The sequence below is a fragment of the Massilia sp. CT11-108 genome (assembly GCF_047302915.1).
Classification (GTDB): Bacteria; Pseudomonadota; Gammaproteobacteria; order Burkholderiales; family Burkholderiaceae_D; genus Telluria; species Telluria orientalis.
Window position 1 is genome coordinate 1 of sequence record NZ_JBKYMO010000078.1, and the last position, 16,680, is coordinate 16,680.

15 protein-coding genes are annotated in these 16,680 nt (G+C 66.9%); 4 read left to right on the forward strand and 11 right to left on the reverse strand.

Going from position 1 to position 16,680, the window contains the following annotated elements; all coding sequences use genetic code 11:
- From ACEN88_RS09340 to ACEN88_RS09375, 8 genes are all read right to left on the reverse strand, one after another.
- Window positions 1-449: BatA domain-containing protein (locus ACEN88_RS09340; RefSeq protein WP_413339014.1), on the reverse strand; the 449-nt coding region annotated here is incomplete at its 3' end.
- Window positions 446-598, reverse strand: coding sequence for a hypothetical protein (locus tag ACEN88_RS09345; protein ID WP_413339016.1), 153 nt, complete (start codon window positions 596-598; stop codon window positions 446-448). The genes ACEN88_RS09340 and ACEN88_RS09345, both read right to left, overlap by 4 nt.
- Window positions 595-1,182 (reverse strand): DUF58 domain-containing protein, encoded by a 588-nt coding sequence (locus ACEN88_RS09350; RefSeq protein WP_413339018.1) that lies wholly within the window; start codon window positions 1,180-1,182, stop codon window positions 595-597. The genes ACEN88_RS09345 and ACEN88_RS09350 overlap by 4 nt, the downstream gene beginning before the upstream one ends.
- Before the next feature lie 3 nt (window positions 1,183-1,185).
- On the reverse strand, window positions 1,186-2,109 hold the full coding sequence (locus ACEN88_RS09355; protein WP_413339033.1) for an AAA family ATPase: 924 nt from the start codon (window positions 2,107-2,109) through the stop codon (window positions 1,186-1,188).
- Window positions 2,110-2,184: 75 nt separating this feature from the next.
- Window positions 2,185-2,805, reverse strand: a complete 621-nt coding sequence (locus tag ACEN88_RS09360) for a DUF4159 domain-containing protein (protein WP_413339020.1) — start codon at window positions 2,803-2,805, stop codon at window positions 2,185-2,187.
- 5 nt (window positions 2,806-2,810) lie between these two features.
- On the reverse strand, window positions 2,811-4,448 hold the full coding sequence (locus ACEN88_RS09365; RefSeq protein ID WP_413339022.1) for a TldD/PmbA family protein: 1,638 nt from the start codon (window positions 4,446-4,448) through the stop codon (window positions 2,811-2,813).
- 46 nt (window positions 4,449-4,494) lie between these two features.
- On the reverse strand, window positions 4,495-5,832 hold the full coding sequence (locus tag ACEN88_RS09370; protein ID WP_258853648.1) for a TldD/PmbA family protein: 1,338 nt from the start codon (window positions 5,830-5,832) through the stop codon (window positions 4,495-4,497).
- A 17-nt stretch (window positions 5,833-5,849) separates the two neighbouring features.
- Complete coding sequence (locus tag ACEN88_RS09375) at window positions 5,850-7,487, reverse strand: TldD/PmbA family protein (protein ID WP_413339023.1); 1,638 nt, start codon at window positions 7,485-7,487, stop codon at window positions 5,850-5,852.
- 373 nt (window positions 7,488-7,860) lie between these two features.
- On the opposite strand from ACEN88_RS09375, the gene ACEN88_RS09380 reads away from it, so the two are divergent.
- From ACEN88_RS09380 to ACEN88_RS09390, 3 genes are read left to right on the forward strand one after another with little or no spacing between them, the layout of a single operon-like run.
- Window positions 7,861-9,414: a trypsin-like peptidase domain-containing protein gene (locus tag ACEN88_RS09380; protein ID WP_413339024.1), complete on the forward strand. Its 1,554-nt coding sequence runs from the start codon at window positions 7,861-7,863 to the stop codon at window positions 9,412-9,414.
- Window positions 9,414-10,031, forward strand: a complete 618-nt coding sequence (locus ACEN88_RS09385) for a hypothetical protein (protein WP_413339026.1) — start codon at window positions 9,414-9,416, stop codon at window positions 10,029-10,031. The genes ACEN88_RS09380 and ACEN88_RS09385 overlap by 1 nt, the downstream gene beginning before the upstream one ends.
- Complete coding sequence (locus tag ACEN88_RS09390) at window positions 10,028-10,291, forward strand: hypothetical protein (protein WP_413339027.1); 264 nt, start codon at window positions 10,028-10,030, stop codon at window positions 10,289-10,291. Before ACEN88_RS09385 ends, ACEN88_RS09390 begins: the two co-directional genes overlap by 4 nt.
- A gap of 123 nt (window positions 10,292-10,414) precedes the next feature.
- Here ACEN88_RS09390 and ACEN88_RS09395 read toward each other — a convergent pair whose 3' ends face one another.
- Window positions 10,415-12,037 carry a serine hydrolase gene (locus ACEN88_RS09395; protein WP_413339029.1) on the reverse strand — a complete coding sequence of 541 codons (1,623 nt, stop codon included), beginning with the start codon at window positions 12,035-12,037 and terminating at the stop codon, window positions 10,415-10,417.
- Between the two features lie 93 nt (window positions 12,038-12,130).
- Between ACEN88_RS09395 and ACEN88_RS09400 the strand changes: the two genes are divergently transcribed.
- Window positions 12,131-12,706 carry a TMEM165/GDT1 family protein gene (locus ACEN88_RS09400; protein WP_413339035.1) on the forward strand — a complete coding sequence of 192 codons (576 nt, stop codon included), beginning with the start codon at window positions 12,131-12,133 and terminating at the stop codon, window positions 12,704-12,706.
- Here ACEN88_RS09400 and ACEN88_RS09405 read toward each other — a convergent pair.
- Both ACEN88_RS09405 and ACEN88_RS09410 read right to left on the reverse strand, forming a co-directional pair.
- Window positions 12,703-14,340 (reverse strand): CehA/McbA family metallohydrolase, encoded by a 1,638-nt coding sequence (locus ACEN88_RS09405; protein ID WP_413339031.1) that lies wholly within the window; start codon window positions 14,338-14,340, stop codon window positions 12,703-12,705. The two genes, ACEN88_RS09400 and ACEN88_RS09405, sit on opposite strands and share 4 nt — an antisense overlap.
- A gap of 56 nt (window positions 14,341-14,396) precedes the next feature.
- Window positions 14,397-16,680: GH36-type glycosyl hydrolase domain-containing protein (locus tag ACEN88_RS09410; protein WP_413339032.1), on the reverse strand; the 2,284-nt coding region annotated here is incomplete at its 5' end.

Genomic DNA, 16,680 nt, shown 5'->3' on the forward strand with positions numbered 1-16,680 from the left:
GTGCGCAACTCGACGGCGTGACGGAAGCGCGGCAGCACGGCGGGCATGACGGCGTCGCCGGCGACGACCAGGCGCGCACCCGGTTCGAATTCGCGCTCGTGCGCGTGCAGCCACGTCACCGCGTCGCGATCGGGCAAGGTGATGCGCTGCCCAGCCTCCTTGTCGACGACCGCCGGCGGCGTCCCCGGCACGACCAGCACCGTGTCCCCGCGCCACGCCAGCACGAGGTCGGCCAGCAGCGCGATCAGGGTCACCAGCAGCAGGCAGCGCAGCAGTAACAGGATCACGTCGTGCCAGTGCCACACGCGCTGCTGTTTCGGTTCCGCCGCCGGCAGGAAGCGTGCCGAGGCAAGGAAGGCCGTCTTCGCCTGTTCGCGTTTCTGGCGGTGCCACAGGATGGGCAGCAGCACGACGGGCAGCGCCCACCACCACAAGCTCATTCCGTTCATGCGGCCTGCGCCCTCCGTAACCACGCACGCAGGACGTCACCCGGCGCCTGCTCGATGCGCGCCTGGACCAGCGGCACGTCGTTCTTGCGGCACGCGCGCACCACCTCGTCGAAGTGCGCCGTGCGGTTGCGAACGTACGCTTCCTTCACGTCACGGCCGAAGCGGTAGACGGCGCCGCCGTGCTCGGGGTCGCGGTAAGCCGGTGTCGCGTCGAACGCGGCATCCACCTCGGCCTGCGTGTGCAGGCACAGGGCGCGCACGTCGTGGCGCATGCGGCGCAGCCGGAGCAGCGCGCCAGCCTGCATTTTTCCCGCGCGCCCGGCGTGAAGTCGGCGCGCTCGCCGCGGCACACGATAAGGCCGAACGCATCGCCCTGGCGCTGCGCGATGGCGGCCACGCACGCGAGCAGCACGCGCGCATACTGCAGTTTCGTGAGCCCTTCGATGCTGCGGCTGGGTTCCGCCATCGACGCGGTCGCATCCAGCACGAGCCAGACGGCGACGTGGCTGTCGCGCTCGGCCTCGCGCACATAATATCGATCGGCGCGCGCGAGGAGTTTCCAGTCGACGCGGCGCCACTCGTCGCCGGGCGCATAGGCCCGGTATTCCGAGAACTCGACACCAGCGCCCCGTTCACGGCCGGCGTGGATGCCGTGGCCGAGCCCCGCCAGCACGTGGCGCACCACAAGGTCGAGGTTGGCCGCGTGTGCGATCAGCGACGATGAAGACAGCACGTTTTACTCGGTCCGGATGCCGGCGTGCAGCGCGGCGAGAATGTCCGCGATGGCGATGCCGTCCGCCTCGGCCTCGAAGTTGCGCAGCACGCGGTGCGCCAGTACGGGCAGCAGCATGGCGCCGATATCGTCGCGCGTGACGGCGAGGCGGCCACGCATCAGCGCGCGCGCCTTCGATGCCAGTACGAGGGCCTGGCCGGCGCGCGGGCCGGCACCCCAGCCGATGTGCTTGCGGATCGCTTCGACGGGCGAATCCGCCGGGCGCGTGGCGCGCACGAGGCGCGTCGCGTAGCGCAGCATCGACTCCGAGATCTCGATGTCGCGCACGAGCAACTGCAGGCGCAGCAGCGTCTCCAGGTCCATCGCGGGGTCGGCATCTGCCAGGCCGGCGTGCGTCGTCGCGCCGACCATCATCATCTCTTCATCTTCGGTCGGGTAGCCGACGTCGATGCGCAGCAGGAAGCGGTCGAGCTGCGCTTCCGGCAGCGGATACGTGCCGGCCTGTTCGATCGGGTTTTGCGTCGCGAGCACGAAGAACGGTTTCGGCAGCTTGTGGGTCTGGCCGGCGAACGTCACGCTGCGTTCCTGCATCGCTTCCAGCAGCGCGGATTGCGTCTTCGGCGGCGCGCGGTTGATCTCGTCGGCGAGCAGCACCTGCGTGAACACGGGGCCCGGCTGGAAGCGGAACACGCGCTGGCGCGTGGCCTGGTCTTCTTCCAGGATCTCGGTGCCGACGATATCGGACGGCATCAGGTCGGGCGTGAACTGCACGCGCCGGAACTGCATGTCGGTCGCCTGCGCCAGCGATTTCACGAGCAGCGTCTTGCCGAGGCCCGGCACGCCCTCGACGAGCGCATGGCCGCCGCCCAGCAGGCACGTCACCAGCAGGTCGATCACGTCGCGCTGGCCGATGATCACGCGGCCCATGCTCGCCTTGAGCGCGTCCACCTTTGCCGCCAGGTCGGCGATCTCGTTCTCAGTCCATGCAGCTTCAGCCACTTGCTACGCTCCTAACGCATATTGAATGATGTTCACCGCGAAGCGGGTGTTGTCGACCGCGAGCCAGCGCTTGTTGCGGAAGTCGTAGTCCCACTCGCAGCCGTAGTCCTTGTTCGAATACAGCACGCCGATGCGGCCACCCACCTCGATGGCGCGCAGGTATTCGTGCACGAGATCGTCGCCCCAGCCGTTCAGCTCCACCGACGTGTTGGGCGGACCGTCGAAGTGGAAGAAGCTGGAATACAGGCGGTGATCATTCGGGATCTTGTGCAGCGCCTTCGGGCCGAAGATGCGCGCCATCTCGGCCTCGAAGGATTTGGCGAACAGGCCGTCGATGTCGTGGTTGCAGTCGTCCACGAACACGAAGCCGCCGCCCTTCACGTAGCGCTCGAAGTTGCGCCGCTCGGCCGGCGTGAACTGCACGAGCTTGTGTCCGGCCAGGTAGCAGAACGGCGCTTCGAGCATCTTCGGATCCGCCAGGGCGACGATGCGCTCGGCGGTATCCACCCGCAATGTCGTGTACTCGACGAGCGAGTTCAGGACGTTGCTGGGCATGCGCTGGTCCACGTCCCAGTCGCCCGACTCGTACGTCAGCCGCGTGAAGTAGAAGTCGTACGTCGCCATTCTCTTCAGCCGATCCTGCGGCCCGTGTTGATCACGTTGATGCCGTTGAAGCGCGCCGTCGACGTGCCGTGCGAGACGGCGCTGACCTGGCTCGGCTGGCCCTTGCCGTCGAAGAAGGAGCCGCTCATGCGCCAGTCGCGTTCATCGCAGATCGCCGTGCACGCATTCCAGAAGTCCTGCGTGTTCGACTGGTACGCCACGTCTTCCAGCATCTGGCCGATCTTGCCGTCCTTGATCTCGAAGTACAGCTGGCCGCCGAACTGGAAGTTGTAGCGCTGCTGGTCGATCGAGTAGGAGCCGCGGCCGAGGATGTAGATGCCCTTCTTGACGTCCTTGACCATCTCGTCCGGGGTCATCTTCTGCGTACCGGGGACGAGCGACACGTTCGGCATGCGCTGGAACTGCACGTTGCTCCAGCTGTCCGCGTACGAGCAACCGTGCGATTCCTTTTCGCCGATGATGTGCGCCTGGTCGCGCGTGGCCTGGTAGTTGACGAGGATGCCGTCCTTGATGATGTCCCAGCGCTTCGCGGGCACGCCTTCGTCGTCGTAAGCCACGGCGCCCAGCGAACCCGGCGCCGTCTTGTCGCCCGTGAAGTTGACGATCTTCGAGCCGAAATTGAAGTTGCGCGACTCCCACTTGTCCAGCGTGCAGAAGCTCGTGCCGGCGTAATTCGCTTCGTAGCCCAGCACGCGGTCCAGCTCCGTCGGGTGGCCGACGGATTCGTGGATCGTCAGGAACAGGTTTTCCGGCGCCAGCACGAGGTCGTACTTGCCCGGGTCCACGCTCTTCGCCGTGAGCTTTTCGCGCGCCTGGCGGCCCGCGTTCTTCGCTTCCTCGACGATGTCGTAGCCGCCGTTGTACAGCGTGGCCACGCCGCCGGCCGCGCGCACCTTGTGCGCCGCCTTCACGTCGAACCACTCGTAGCCCATGCCGACCGGCGGCGCCAGGCCCGCGCGCGAGCGGAATTTTCCCGTCGCCTTGTCGACCGCGGTCGCGTTGATCGGCGCCCACAGGCGGTGGATGTCCTGGTCGATGTACGAGCCGTCGGTCGATGCAAAATACTTCTGCTGGTTCACCTGGAACAGGTTCGCCGTCATGAAGCTGGCGCCGGCCGCGAGGCCCGCCTTGTTCGCGGCGATCAGCAGGTCGGCCTTGTCCTTCACGGGGACCGTGCGCCAGTCTGTTTTGATCGGCGTGGCCCACGCGACTTCGCCCACACCTTTCACGGGTGCGAGCTGCACGGGTTCCGTCTGCAGCTTCGCGTTGGCCTTCGCGATGGCCACGGCTTGTCTCGCGGCGCCGGCGACGGCATCCGGGGTCAGGGAATTCGTGGCGGCGAAGCCGTAGGCGCCGGCGGCGATCACGCGTACGCCGATGCCCGTCGATTCGGTATTCGTCACGCTCTCGACGTTCAGGTCGCGCGTGGTGATGTACTGGTTCAGGTAGCGGCCGATGCGCACGTCGCAGTACGAGGCGCCCGCTTTTTTCGCGGCGTCCATCGCGGTATCGGCCAGCGACTTCTTGAAGCTCAACGCGAGGGGATTGAGCAGTTCCTCGGCGGCGATCGCGTTGCCGAACACGGGGACCAGCATGGCGCCGGCCGTGCCGGCACCGATTTTGAGGAAGGTACGGCGTTCCATTGTTTCTCCATTGCGCAGGGCGGGCACGGCGTGCCCGCCCAACACATCAAACCGCGTCCGACAGCGACGTGAAGTTGAAGTCGCGGACCTTCATCGGCGGAATCAGCATCTGGAACGGCACCTCGTCGCCACCGATGACGACCGGCTTGCCGATCTCCTCGATATTGTTGAGCATCGTGACCGGGCTCTCGTTGAAGCGGAAGTTCTTGATCGGGTACTTGATCTTGCCGTTCTCGATGTAGAACGTGCCGTCGCGCGTGAGGCCCGTCAGCAGCACCGATTGCGGGTCGACCATGCGGATGTACCACGTGCGGGTCACGAGCACGCCCTTCTTCGTGTTGGCGATCAGCTCCGCCGTCGACTTGTCCGTGCCGGCCATGATGATGTTGCCCGGCGTGGCCGTCGCCGGCACGCCCTTCTTCTTGGCCCAGTACTGCGAGTAGTTCAGCGCATTGACCTTGCCGTCCTTGATCAGGTCCATGCGCTTGCGCGCGATGAGGTTCTCGGTGTCCCACGGCAGCACCGGCACATCCGGGTTCCACGGGTCGGCCCAGATGTTGACCTGCTGGTCGAACAGCTTGTCGCCCAGGCGCGAGGCGCCGCCCTTCTTCGACAGGAAGCTGCGGCCTTCGTCGGTCTGGCGCGCATCGAAGCCGAACAGCATGTAGCCGAGCAGCTCGGACGTGGCGGCCGGTTCCAGGATCACGGTGTAGCGGCCCGGTTCCAGCGCCTTCGCGTCGACGGAGCGCAGCGCCTTCTCGATCGCGACGTCGGCCGCCTCGCGCGCGTCGAACCTGTTCGCGTCGGTGGCCGAGCGCTTGACCCAGCCGGAGCCGCGGCCGTCTTCCGTGCGCACGGTGCAGGTGAAATCGAGGCTCGTCTGCTGCTGGTGGCCGTACACACCGTTCGAGTTGGCCACGCTGGAGAACTGGTTACCGTCCGTGAAGAAGCCGGCGGCGACGAGCTTGTTCTTCTTGCAGGCTTCGATCGCGTACGCCGCGGTCTGCGCGCGGAATTCCGGATCGATGGCGGCCGTCTTCGCGCTGAAGGTCTGCGACGCCTTGTAGTCCTGCTTCGACACGGCCGGCATGAATTCCGGATTCTCCGGCGCCAGGCGCGCGAGGTCCTCGGCGCGGCGCACGACTTTTTCCAGCGACTTGTCGTCGAATTCGTTGATGGTCGCGGTGCCCTGGCGCTTGCCGAAAGCGACCGTCACCGAGATGTTGGTGTCGTCCGCGAGGCCGGCGGTGGAGACCTGGTTGCGCGCGAAGCGGATGTTGCCGTTGCGGCTGCCGCTCACGGTGACGATGCATTCGTCGGCCTTCGAGAACGAGAGGACGCGGTCGGTGATGTGTTTGGTCTGTTCCTGGGTCAGGATGGTCATGGTCGTAGGTCCCTGCCTTAGCCGATCTTGCGGGCGGTGTTGATGACGTTGATGCCGTTGAAGCGCGCGGTCGACGACCCGTGCGACACGATGCTGATCTGCGGAGGCTGGCCCTTGCCGTCGAAGAAGGAGCCGCCCATGCGCCAATCGCGTTCGTCGCAGATCGCCGTGCACGCATTCCAGAAGTCCTGCGTGTTCGACTGGTACGCCACGTCTTCCAGCATCTGGCCGATCTTGCCGTTGTTGATCTCGTAGAACAGCTGGCCGCCGAACTGGAAGTTGTAACGCTGCTGGTCGATCGAGAACGAACCGTCGCCCACGATGTAGATGCCCTTCTTGATGTCCTTGACCATCTCGTCCGGCGTGAGCTTCTTCTTCCCGGCCTGCAGCGAGACGTTCGGCATGCGCTGGAACTGCACGTTGCTCCAGCTGTCCGCGTACGAGCAGCCGTCCGATTCTTCCTTGCCGATGATGTGCGCCTGGTCGCGCGTGGCCTGGTAGCTGACGAGGATGCCGTCCTTGATGAGGTCCCAGCGCTTGGCCTTGACGCCTTCGTCGTCGTAGCCCACGTTGCCCAGCGAGCCCGGGGTCGTCTTGTCGGCGACGATGTTCACCAGCGGCGAGCCGTACTTGAACGACTTCGACTCCCATTTATCCAGCGTGGCGAAGCTGGTGCCGGCGTAGTTCGCCTCGTAGCCCAGCACGCGATCGAGCTCGGTCGGGTGGCCGACGGATTCGTGGATCGTCAGGTACAGGTGTTCCGGCGACAGCATCAGGTCATATTTACCTGGCGTGACCGACTTCGCGGTCAGCTTGCGCTTGGCGTCGCGGCCCGCGGCGCGCGCGTCCTCGACGATGTCGTACGATTTCGTGTACAGCGTGGCGACGCCGCCCGCCGCCTTGATCTTGTCTTCCTTGCGGGCGTCCAGGTATTCGTAGCCCATGCCGACCGGCGTCGACAGGCCGCTGCGCGAACGGAACTTGCCGCTGCCCTTGTCCACCGCGGTGGCGGAGAACGGCGCCCACAGGCGCTGCAGGTCCTGGTCGATGTACGAACCGTCGGTCGATGCGAAGTACTTCTGCTGGTTCACCTGGAACAGCATCGACTGCATGAAGCTCGCGCCGGCATCCATGCCCGCCTTGTTCGCCGCGATCAGCAGTTCGGCCTTTTCCTTGATCGGCACCGCGCGCCAGTCCTTGACGATCGGGGTCGCCCACGACACCTCGCCCACGCCCTTGACCGGTGCGAGACGCACCGGCTCGGACTGCAGCTTCGCGTTCGCCTTGGCGATCGCCACCGCCTGGCGCGCCGCGCCCGCGATGCCGTCCGGGGTCATGTCGTTGGTGGCGGCGAAGCCGTACGCGCCGTTGACCACCACGCGCACGCCGACGCCGGCCGATTCCGTGTTCGTCACGTTCTCGACGTTCAGGTCGCGGGTGATGATGTACTGGTTGAGATAGCGGCCGATGCGCACGTCGCAATAGCTCGCGCCGGCCCTGGTGGCGGCGTTCAGCGCGGTGTCGGCCAGCGCCTTCTTGGCCGCGATGGGCATCGCGGTGAGCAGCTCCTCGGCGGCGATGGCGTTGCCGAAGACGGGTACCAGCATGGCACCGGCGGTCCCGGCACCGATTTTAAGGAAGGTACGGCGTTCCATGGGTTCTCCTGAAATCACACACTTCTTTTTGGTCAGCGGCCCGGATTGCGGGCCGCTCCTTTTTTTACTGCGGGGTCGTGAAGCCGATGCACCTTAGCAGCAAGTTGACGTTTTGAATAGGCAATGTTCATGCCACGTGGCAGGCGGCGGATTTGCACGCGTTCCGGCGTTTTTCGGTGTCCGCGACTGTCCGCCCGGTGTCCGCGACAGGTGGGCCGGACACCTCGCATATGCATGCGTCATTACGCCTGGATACAACACGAGATTACTGAATGGTTACGCGTGAGAATTCGTGCATTTTTACAGTTACGCACCGTGTATATTGCGACGGCAACGTTTGCATGTCACATTTGCACACCAAAACAGGGATTCCATGAAGATCGTTCGCCTTGCGGCGGCCGCCGCAATCGCGCTGGCCAGCTGCACGCTCCAGGCCCAGGAAGTCAGCTTGGCCACCGCCCCGCCGACCGCACCGTCGACCGCAGTACTGCCCGTATCGCCTGCCGTCGAGAACTCGGTCGTCAAGATCTTCAGCACCCTGCGCCGCCCGGACCCGTTCAAGCCCTGGACCAAGGCCACGCCGCAAGAGATCACGGGATCGGGCGTGGTCATCGAGGGCAAGCGGATCCTCACCAACGCCCACGTCGTCGGCTACGCCAGCCAGGTGCAGGTGCAGGCGAGCCAGGACGGCGACAAGGTCGGCGCCACCGTCGTGGCCATCGCGCGCGGCATGGACCTCGCGCTGCTGAAACTGGACGACGAATCGTTCTTCGACAAGCACCACCCGGTCAAGCGCACGAGCGTCCTGCCGGACGTGCGCGAAGCCGTGATGGCCTATGGCTATCCGATGGGCGGCACGTCGCTGTCCGTCACCAAGGGCATCGTCTCGCGCGTCGAATTCGTCCCCTACGGCTACGGCAGCGCAGGCCTGCGCGTGCAGATCGACGCGCCCATCAACCCCGGCAACAGCGGCGGTCCGGTGATCGACGGCGACAAGATGGTCGGTCTCGCGTTCTCGGTGGCGGCGAATGCCCAGAACATCGGCTACGTGATCCCGAACGAGGAAGTGGAACTGTTCCTGCGCGACGTGGCCGACGGCCGCTACGACGGCAAGCCGCTGCTGCTGGACGATATCCAGACGCTGGAGAATCCGGTCCTGCGCCAGTACCTCAAGCTGGACAAGTCGGTCGACGGCGTCGTCGTGCACCGCCCGTACCGCAGCGATGCCGCGTATCCGCTGAAGGAATGGGACGTCATCACGCGCATCGGCGACTACCCCATCGACGATCAGGGCATGGTCAGGCTCGGGCCCAACCTGCGCGTGCGCTTCCAGTACCGCGTGCAGCAGGTCGCGAAGAACGGCAAGGTACCGCTGACCATCGTCCGCGGCGGCAAGACCATGCAGGTGCAGGTGCCGGTGAACGGCCCGCGTCCCCTGCTGATTCCCCCGCTGGACGGCGACTATCCGTCGTACTTCGTGTACGGCCCGATCGTGTTCTCGCGCGCCACGGCCGAATACCTGTCCTTCATCAGCAACAACGCGCACCTGCTGAACGCCTACAGCTTCAACGCCAGCCCGCTTGTCACGCGCCGCGGCGACGAGCCGGACGCGCAGCGCGAAGAACTCGTCGTCATCAGCTCGCCGTTCTTCCCGCACAAGCTCGTGACGGGCTACAGCAACCGCTTCGGCTCCGTCGTCGAGTCGATCAACGGCGTTCCGGTACGCAGCCTGCGCCATTTGGTGGCCGTGCTGCGCGACCTGAAGGACGACCTCGTCGTGCTGCGCTTCGACCAGCGCCTGGGCGAGACGATGGTCCTGCCGCGCCAGGCGCTGGTCGACGCCACCGAGGGCGTCCTGCAGGACAACGGCATCCGCTCGCAAGGCTCGCAAGACATGCTGGACGTCTGGAACGGCAAGAAGAATTGATGGCGTCTGCATTTTCGTTACGCCGCGCCGCATTGGGCGCGGCCGTGCTGTCCGCCTGCGTGCCCTGCCTGGCCGCGGCCGCACAACCGTTACCCACGCCGGCCCAGCTGGCCGCGCTGGCCTTTCCCGGCTGGAGCGAGAGCGCGGCCGGCCGCGTGCACAGCGCGGCCTTGCCGCCGCTTCCCGGCACCGGGCACGGCATCTACGCCGGCTGGAACGTGGGGCAGAACCGCGTACTCGTCGAACCGAAACTGGTGCTGCGCACGGACCCCACACACCTGACCCTCATCGCGGGCCTCGTGCCGGCCGGGGACGACGGCCGCTCCAGCGCCGTCCACGCGACGCCGCTGGCACTGGCTGCTTACCAGTTCGAACAGCATGGCGGCACGTGGGGCGTGAGTGGACGCCAGGGCATCTTCGCGCTGCGCGGCTTTTCCGGCGCCCGGCCATCGCGGTGGAATACGGCAGTTGCTGGCAGGGTTACTGCGGCACCTGGCTCGCCGTGTACGAAGTGGGCCGCGACGCCGTCCGGCGCGAGCCGGCCGTGGAGCTGGCACTGTCCGGCATCAACGTCGACAGCGCGGCGGATTGCCAGCGCCGCCTGGCTCCGCTCGTGAAGCCGCACGCGCAGGACCCCATCGCACGCGACGACGGCGGTGCGCCGGACACGCACGACTGCTATGCGATCGAGAGCAGCTGGAGCATCGACGCGACGCATGAGCGGCCGGGCGACCTGACCATCCGCTACCAGGGGGCGATCAGCCGCGCGGAGTCGTATGCGGGGCCGCCGGCGGCGATCGACCAGAAGCAGGTGCTTCGGTACGGGAATGGGAAGTATCGGGCGATTTCAGGGTACTCGCCGGTGCCGGCGATATAACCTGTGACGTAAAAACCGTCGCCCCTGCGAAGGCAGGGGCCCAATTTTGCGTGCGTGGCCGCTCAAATGAACTTGGATCCCCGCCTGCGCGGGGATGACGATGCGAGCCGCGCGGACGACGTTTTATGGCGCGGTCTTTTTGACCGGCGTGAAGTTCAGGTCCTGGAAGTCATAGCTGAAATCCGTCTCCGTCGAGATGGGCTGCATCCGCATCCGCTCGATGCTTCCGTCCGGGTTCAGTGCGAACGTGACGTACGCATCCGCATTGAAGTTGCGCTCCTTCCAGCGCACGATGAACGTGTCGTGCTGGTAGTGTTCCAGTTCGCCCGTCAGGTCCGGCGTGCGCGACATCGTCAGGATCTGCCGGTTGCCCTCGTGCCGGATTGTCGCGATGCCGTACCAAGGATCCTGGTACTCGCCGTCGTACGCCGTGCGCGCCAGCGACGGTTGCGACTTCGCCGCGCGCGCGGCGTTCGCCTTGCCTATGCGCGCCAGTTCCTTCGCGTGGTTCTCGTCCTCGACGGCTTTCACGATGCCGATCCAGTCGGTCGCCGCGGCCGGGTTCAGCATGCGGTCGAGCAGCTGGTACTGCAGCGCGTTCAGCGAACCGCCGCTTTCCGCATTGGTCAGGATGGCGATGCCCAGCTTCGCATCCGGCACGAGCACCACCTTCGAATAAAAGCCCTGCAGCGCGCCGCTGTGCATCGCGACCAGCCTGCCCTGCCAGTCGCGCAGCTGGAAGCCGAGGCCATACGCGAGGAAGTTCGGGCGCGTGGCGGCCAGCTTGGGATCGGGCTCGCTGATGCGCATCGGCGTCTGCGCCGTCCACATCTCGCGCGCCTGCTTCGCGCTGTACAGGCGGATTTCCTTCCCGTTCGCGTCCGTGCCCACCTTGCCGCCCGCCAGCAGCACGTTCATCCAGCGCGCGATGTCCTCGGCATTCGTATTGATGCCGACGGCGCCCACGGCGTTCGGCACCGGCATCGCCTTCACGGCCGCGATCCTGTCGTTGATCTTGCTGTGGGCATTCGCCACGTCCGGATTGCCCGCGCTTTCCGCGAGGCTCGTCGTCGTGGAGACCATGCCGACCGGCGCGAGGATGCGCTCGTGGATCGTCTCGCCCCACGTCTTGCCTGACTTGGCCGCGATGATCTTGCCGGCCACGATGTACAGCAGGTTGTCGTACGCATAGCTGCTACGGAAGCTCGTGGCGGGGCGGATGAAGCGCAGCTTGTGGATGATCTCGTCGGTCGAGAAATTCGTCGTGGGCCACCACAGCAGGTCGCCGGCGCCGAGCCCCAGGCCGCTGCGGTGCGTGAGCAGGTCGCGCACCGTCATCTCGTGCGTGACGTACGCGTCGTACATCTGGAAGTCCGGCAGGTGCTGCGTGACCGGATCGTCCCACGCGAGCTTGCCTTCGTCGACGAGCATCGCCAGCGCGGCCGCCGTGAAGGCCTTCGAGTTCGACGCGACTTCGAACAGCGTCTTCGCATCGACCTTGTCCGGCGCGCCCAGCTTGCGCACGCCGAAGCCCTGCGTGGCGACGACCTTGCCGTCCTTGACGATGGCGATCGCGATGCCGGGCACGTCGAACAGCTTCATCGTGCGTTCGACGTCGGTGGCCAGCCGGGCGTTCAGGGCTGAGGCATCCTGCGTAATGACAGATGCGGCGGGGGCGGTGGCGGGTGTCTGCGCCAGTGCGGCGCCGGAGAAAGCGAGCAGGATCGCTGCTGCGATGCGGGTCATGGATTGCACTCTTGGATTCCTCGGATGGTGGAAGCGCGGGGCAGGATAGCATGTTCGCGTCGGCGCCACACCTCTGCTATGATCCGCCTTTCCATGGATGCCTTCCTCGTTTCCACCGGCATCGTCGCCCTCGCCGAAATCGGCGACAAGACGCAGTTGCTGGCCTTCCTCCTCGCCGCACGCTTCCGCCGTCCGCTGCCCATCGTGGCCGGCATCTTCGTCGCGACCGTCGCCAACCACGCCTTCGCCGCCGCCGTCGGCGCGCTCGTGAGCCGCCTGCTCGGCCCCGACGTCATGCGCTGGGTGCTGGGCATCGTCTTCCTCGGCATGGCCGCCTGGATCATGGTGCCGGACAAGGTGGACGAGGACGAGACGCCGCTGGCGCGCTTCGGCGTTTTTTTGACCACCGTGCTCGCGTTCTTCGTCGCCGAGATGGGCGACAAGACGCAGGTCGCGACCGTCGCCCTGGCGGCGCGCTACTCGTCCGCCGTGGCGGTGGTCGCCGGCACGACGCTCGGCATGATGCTCGCGAACGTGCCGGCCGTGTACTTCGGCGACCGGATCGCCGGACGTGTGCCTCTCAAGCTGGTGCACGGCCTGGCGGCGCTGATCTTCGCCGTGCTGGGCATCGCCACCCTGTTCGGCGCGGGACGCAGCCTGGGCTTCTAGGGCTGCTGCGTCACCCAGACCGGGGCCGACCACAGGATCTTGCCGTCGTCCTGCGTCACCTTCGCATAATAGAAATGCGCGCCCGGCGAAGGCGCCGTCGTGACGTCGGCCTTGTCGGACAGCTGGCTCACGTCGCCGTTGCGTCCCGGGACGCCTTCGATGATCGCCACCGTCGCGGCCTGCCGTCCCGCCGCGCTGGCGTAGGCGACCTGCAGCCGCAGCGCACCCGTATTGTCGAAGCGCTCGCCCATCAGGTGGCCGTTCGCGGTGAGGACCACCTGCGCATCCTTGTCCATCGTCGCGAACACGCGGCGCGCGCGCACGGCCTCGAGGAAGCTGGCGCGCGTCAGCGGCACGCCGTCCGGGATCAGCACGGCGCTGCGGTTGCTGTACGACGCGCCCCAGTTGGCGCAGTGGTTGTCCTGGTTGCTGCTGAACGCCACGTGGTAACCCGCTTCCAGCAGCTTGTTGCAGGCCTGCTCGAAATTGCTGCGCCGCGTCTCGCCCTCGTTCTCGCTGACGGAAAACGCGGTGCTGTTGACCACTTCGCACAAGGCCATCACGGCGTCGCCGTCGGGCGTGTAGGCGAGCGGCGTGCCGTTCACGGTGAACTGGCCGGTCGGCGCGGGATGGTTGAACTGGCCGGTCAGGCCGCGCTGGCGCATCAGGGCGTACAGCGCAGCGTAGTCGCTCTTGGCCGTTGGAGTGTCCGCAAGCAGCTCGCCCTTCCCGTTCTTTTCCCAGCCGAGCAGTTCGTCGCTGTCGAAGATGTTCAGGTGACCGCCGTTGCCGATCACGCCCCATTCCATGCCGTACAGCGCGAGGAAGCCCGGATTCGCATCCGAATAATCGCGCGCCGTCTTCAGGCCGGCGTGGTACAGCGCCTTCGCTTGCGCGGGATCGGCATCGAGGTTCGTGCCGTCCGAGCCGTCGTACATGTGGTTGTGCTCCGAGACCATCAGGATGTCCAGGCCGTGCCTGCGCGCATACGGGTAGGCGACATCCGGACCGTAGGGCGCCGTCTGCGGGTCCTGCGCGCCGTGGCAGTTGTCGACGGCGCCGCCGCCGTCGCTGTCGCGCGTCTGGCTGTGCAGGTTGCCGTAATAGACCGTGTACGGCAGCGCGCCCGGCGCCGGCATGGCCATCATGGGTGCGCGTCCCGTCGGCAGCGGAGAGAACGCGGGCAGCGCGGGCGCCGGCACGGTGCCGACGGCGATGTCCCAGCCCTGGTCGGCCGTCTCGCTGCCGCTGGCGGCATGCAGGCGCACGCGGTAGATGCCGGATGCGGGCTTACGGCCGGCGAGCATGCCCTGCCAGCGCACGGCCACGACACGCGACTGTGCACCCGGCGGCGTACCGCCCAGCGCGAGCCGCCCCTGCCATTGGGCGACGCGGCGGCCGGACGGCGCGACGAGTTCCAGGCGCCATCTCACGGGACGACGCGCGTGCAGGCCAGGATAGTTGAACGACAAGGTGAACGAGCGCGCATCGCGGACGTCGCCGCGGTACGGCGCGAGCAGGGTCGCATCGAACTCGTTATGGTCGAGCGTCGCGGCCGACGCAGAGCCAAACCAAGGGTTGAACACGCCGGCCGCGGCCAGCACCAGGGAGAGAGTGGGGATCGAGGTTTTCATGATGCAATTTTTGCAATTGCATGCATGTCGGCCTTGATCCGCAACTCATAAAATTGTCAGTTAGACATTAACTTATTGACAAAATTTAAGGGTTTATCCATTTGCATGTCGTCGTGGCGGGAAGCCACGTGCAGTTCCACCTCGTGCGTCCGGCCGTCGTCCACCAGCGCGATCGTATTGCCCTGCTGCGCCACCCCGTCCACGTGGAGCAGCGGCTCGTCCGCGCGCCGCACGGCGATCGTGTACTGGCTGCCGCGGTAGCGGTAGTGTAGACGGAAGCCTTCCCAGTTGGCGGGCAGGCGTGGCATCAAGGTCAAGGATTCGCCGGCTCGCGTCACCCCGAGCAACGATTCGACGATCAACCGATACATCCAGCCGGCCGAACCCGCGTACCAGCTTGCCGTCATCACGTACGGCGCCGTGTGCTCGGCCGGAACGAGCATGCGCGCCAGTGCCCACGCGCGCTCGGTGTCGCCGAGGTGCGCGAACGCCATCGCCGCCCAGATCGCCGCCTGCGTGTCCTGGGCGCCGCCGTCGTCGCGCACGAGATGCGCGTCCACCGCCTCCATCGCGATGCGCGCGCGGTCCGGGTCGGCCGCGCCGGACAGCACGGCCCAGCTTTGCGTGGCCGCATCGATGCCGCTGGCGCTGTCGTCGCCATACGCGCGCCGGTACCAGGCGCCGTCCCACGCGTTGCCGTCGAGGTTGTGCGCGAGGACCTGGGCTGCGCTGCGGCACGTCGTGCAGAAGCCGTAGTCGCCGCGGCGGTCGGCGAGTTCCGCGAAGCGGCACAGCACGTCGTACAGGAAGAACCCGAGCCGGACGCTCTCACCAACGCCACCCGCGCCCGGCGGCAGCCCGTGCGGCCCGAACACGAGGGCACGGCGCAGCGCGCGCACGCAGTGTTCGTAGATGCTGGCCTGTTCCTGCGAACGCTCGGGCAGGTCGCAATACGCCGCCTCGTCCTGCCTGAGCGCGCGGCCTTCGATGAACGGCGCGATCTCGTCCAGCAGCGCGTAGTCGCCCGTCACGCCCACATAGCGGTGCACCGCGAGCGGCAACCACAGGGCGTCGTCCGTGCAGCGCGTGCGCTCGCCGCGGCCCGTCGGCGGATGCCACCAGTGCTGCACGTCGCCTTCGACGAACTGATGGCCGGCGAACAGCAGGATGTGGTCGCGCAGCAGTTCCGGACGCACGTGCACGGCCGCCATCGCATCCTGCAGCTGGTCGCCGAAACGGTACGCGCCGACCGACTGGTCATGGCTCGTGCGCGCCCACATGCGGCACGCGATCGCCTGCACCATCAGCCAGCCGTTGACGAGAACGTCGAACGCCGGTTCCGGCGTCTCGATGCGGACGGCGCCCAGCGTGTCGTCCCAGAAGTCGCGCACGCGCGCCAGGTCGGCGGCGGCGGTCACGGCACCGCTGTGGCGCTGGACCATGCCGGTGGCGTCCAGGTTGCGGCGCCCGCCCACGCCCAGCATGAACACGAGTTCCTGTTCTTCTCCCGGCGCCAGGTCGACGACGGTCTGCAGCGCCGCGCACGGATCGAGCGCGGCGCCGCCGCGGCCGGACAAGGTCGTGCGCCCGAGCGCGGCCGGATTGGCGAGACTGCCGTCGCGGCCGATGAATTCCGCGCGGTCGCAGGTAAACGCCACGTGCTCGGCATCGAGGTGGAAGAACGCGACGCGGCCCGCGAAATCCCCGTTCCACGCACTCCGGGCAAACAGCGCGCCGCTGACGGGATCCTGCTCCGTCACCACGTGCGGCGCTGCGTCCGCGCGCAGCTCGCCCAGCACCCACTCCACGTAACCCGTGACGGACAGGCGCCGCGCCGTGGTCCCGTCGTTGCGCAGCTTGAGCACGATGTGTTTCAGCGGCGCGTCCAGCGCCACATACGTCAGCAGCTCGCTGTGGATGCCGTGCGCCGCGTGTTCGAACACGCTGTAGCCGAAGCCGTGGCGCATGACGTAGTCGGCGCCGGAGGGTGCCGGCAGCGCCGTCGGCGACCAGAACACGCCCGTCTGCTCGTCGCGCAGATAAAACACTTCGCCGCCGCGGCCGGCCACGAGGTCATCGTCCCACGGTGTCAGGCGGAATTCATGGGCATTCTGGTTCCAGCTGTACGCCTGGCCGCTTTCCGAGATCACCGTGCCGAACATCGGGCTCGCCAGCACGTTGACCCACGGCGTGGGCGTGTGCCGGCCCGGGCCCGTACGGATGACGTATTCGCGCCCGTCGGCCGTAAAGCCGCCGGTGCCGCCGTCCTGCGCGAGTTTCTGCGCGGCCGGCGCGGTCTCTTCGTCCAAGCCCGGCGCCGCGGTCGGCACGAGCGCGGGC

Bases quoted from the DNA above. Each gene is read 5' to 3' on its own strand.
- ACEN88_RS09355 (WP_413339033.1), bottom strand. From the start codon at position 2,109: ATGGGCCGCGTGATCATCGGCCAGCGCGACGTGATCGACCTGCTGGTG.
- ACEN88_RS09360 (WP_413339020.1), bottom strand. From the start codon at position 2,805: ATGGCGACGTACGACTTCTACTTCACGCGGCTGACGTACGAGTCGGGC.
- ACEN88_RS09365 (WP_413339022.1), bottom strand. From the start codon at position 4,448: ATGGAACGCCGTACCTTCCTCAAAATCGGTGCCGGCACGGCCGGCGCC.
- ACEN88_RS09370 (WP_258853648.1), bottom strand. From the start codon at position 5,832: ATGACCATCCTGACCCAGGAACAGACCAAACACATCACCGACCGCGTC.
- ACEN88_RS09375 (WP_413339023.1), bottom strand. From the start codon at position 7,487: ATGGAACGCCGTACCTTCCTTAAAATCGGTGCCGGGACCGCCGGTGCC.
- ACEN88_RS09380 (WP_413339024.1), top strand. From the start codon at position 7,861: ATGAAGATCGTTCGCCTTGCGGCGGCCGCCGCAATCGCGCTGGCCAGC.
- ACEN88_RS09385 (WP_413339026.1), top strand. From the start codon at position 9,414: ATGGCGTCTGCATTTTCGTTACGCCGCGCCGCATTGGGCGCGGCCGTG.
- ACEN88_RS09395 (WP_413339029.1), bottom strand. From the start codon at position 12,037: ATGACCCGCATCGCAGCAGCGATCCTGCTCGCTTTCTCCGGCGCCGCA.
- ACEN88_RS09400 (WP_413339035.1), top strand. From the start codon at position 12,131: ATGGATGCCTTCCTCGTTTCCACCGGCATCGTCGCCCTCGCCGAAATC.
- ACEN88_RS09405 (WP_413339031.1), bottom strand. From the start codon at position 14,340: ATGAAAACCTCGATCCCCACTCTCTCCCTGGTGCTGGCCGCGGCCGGC.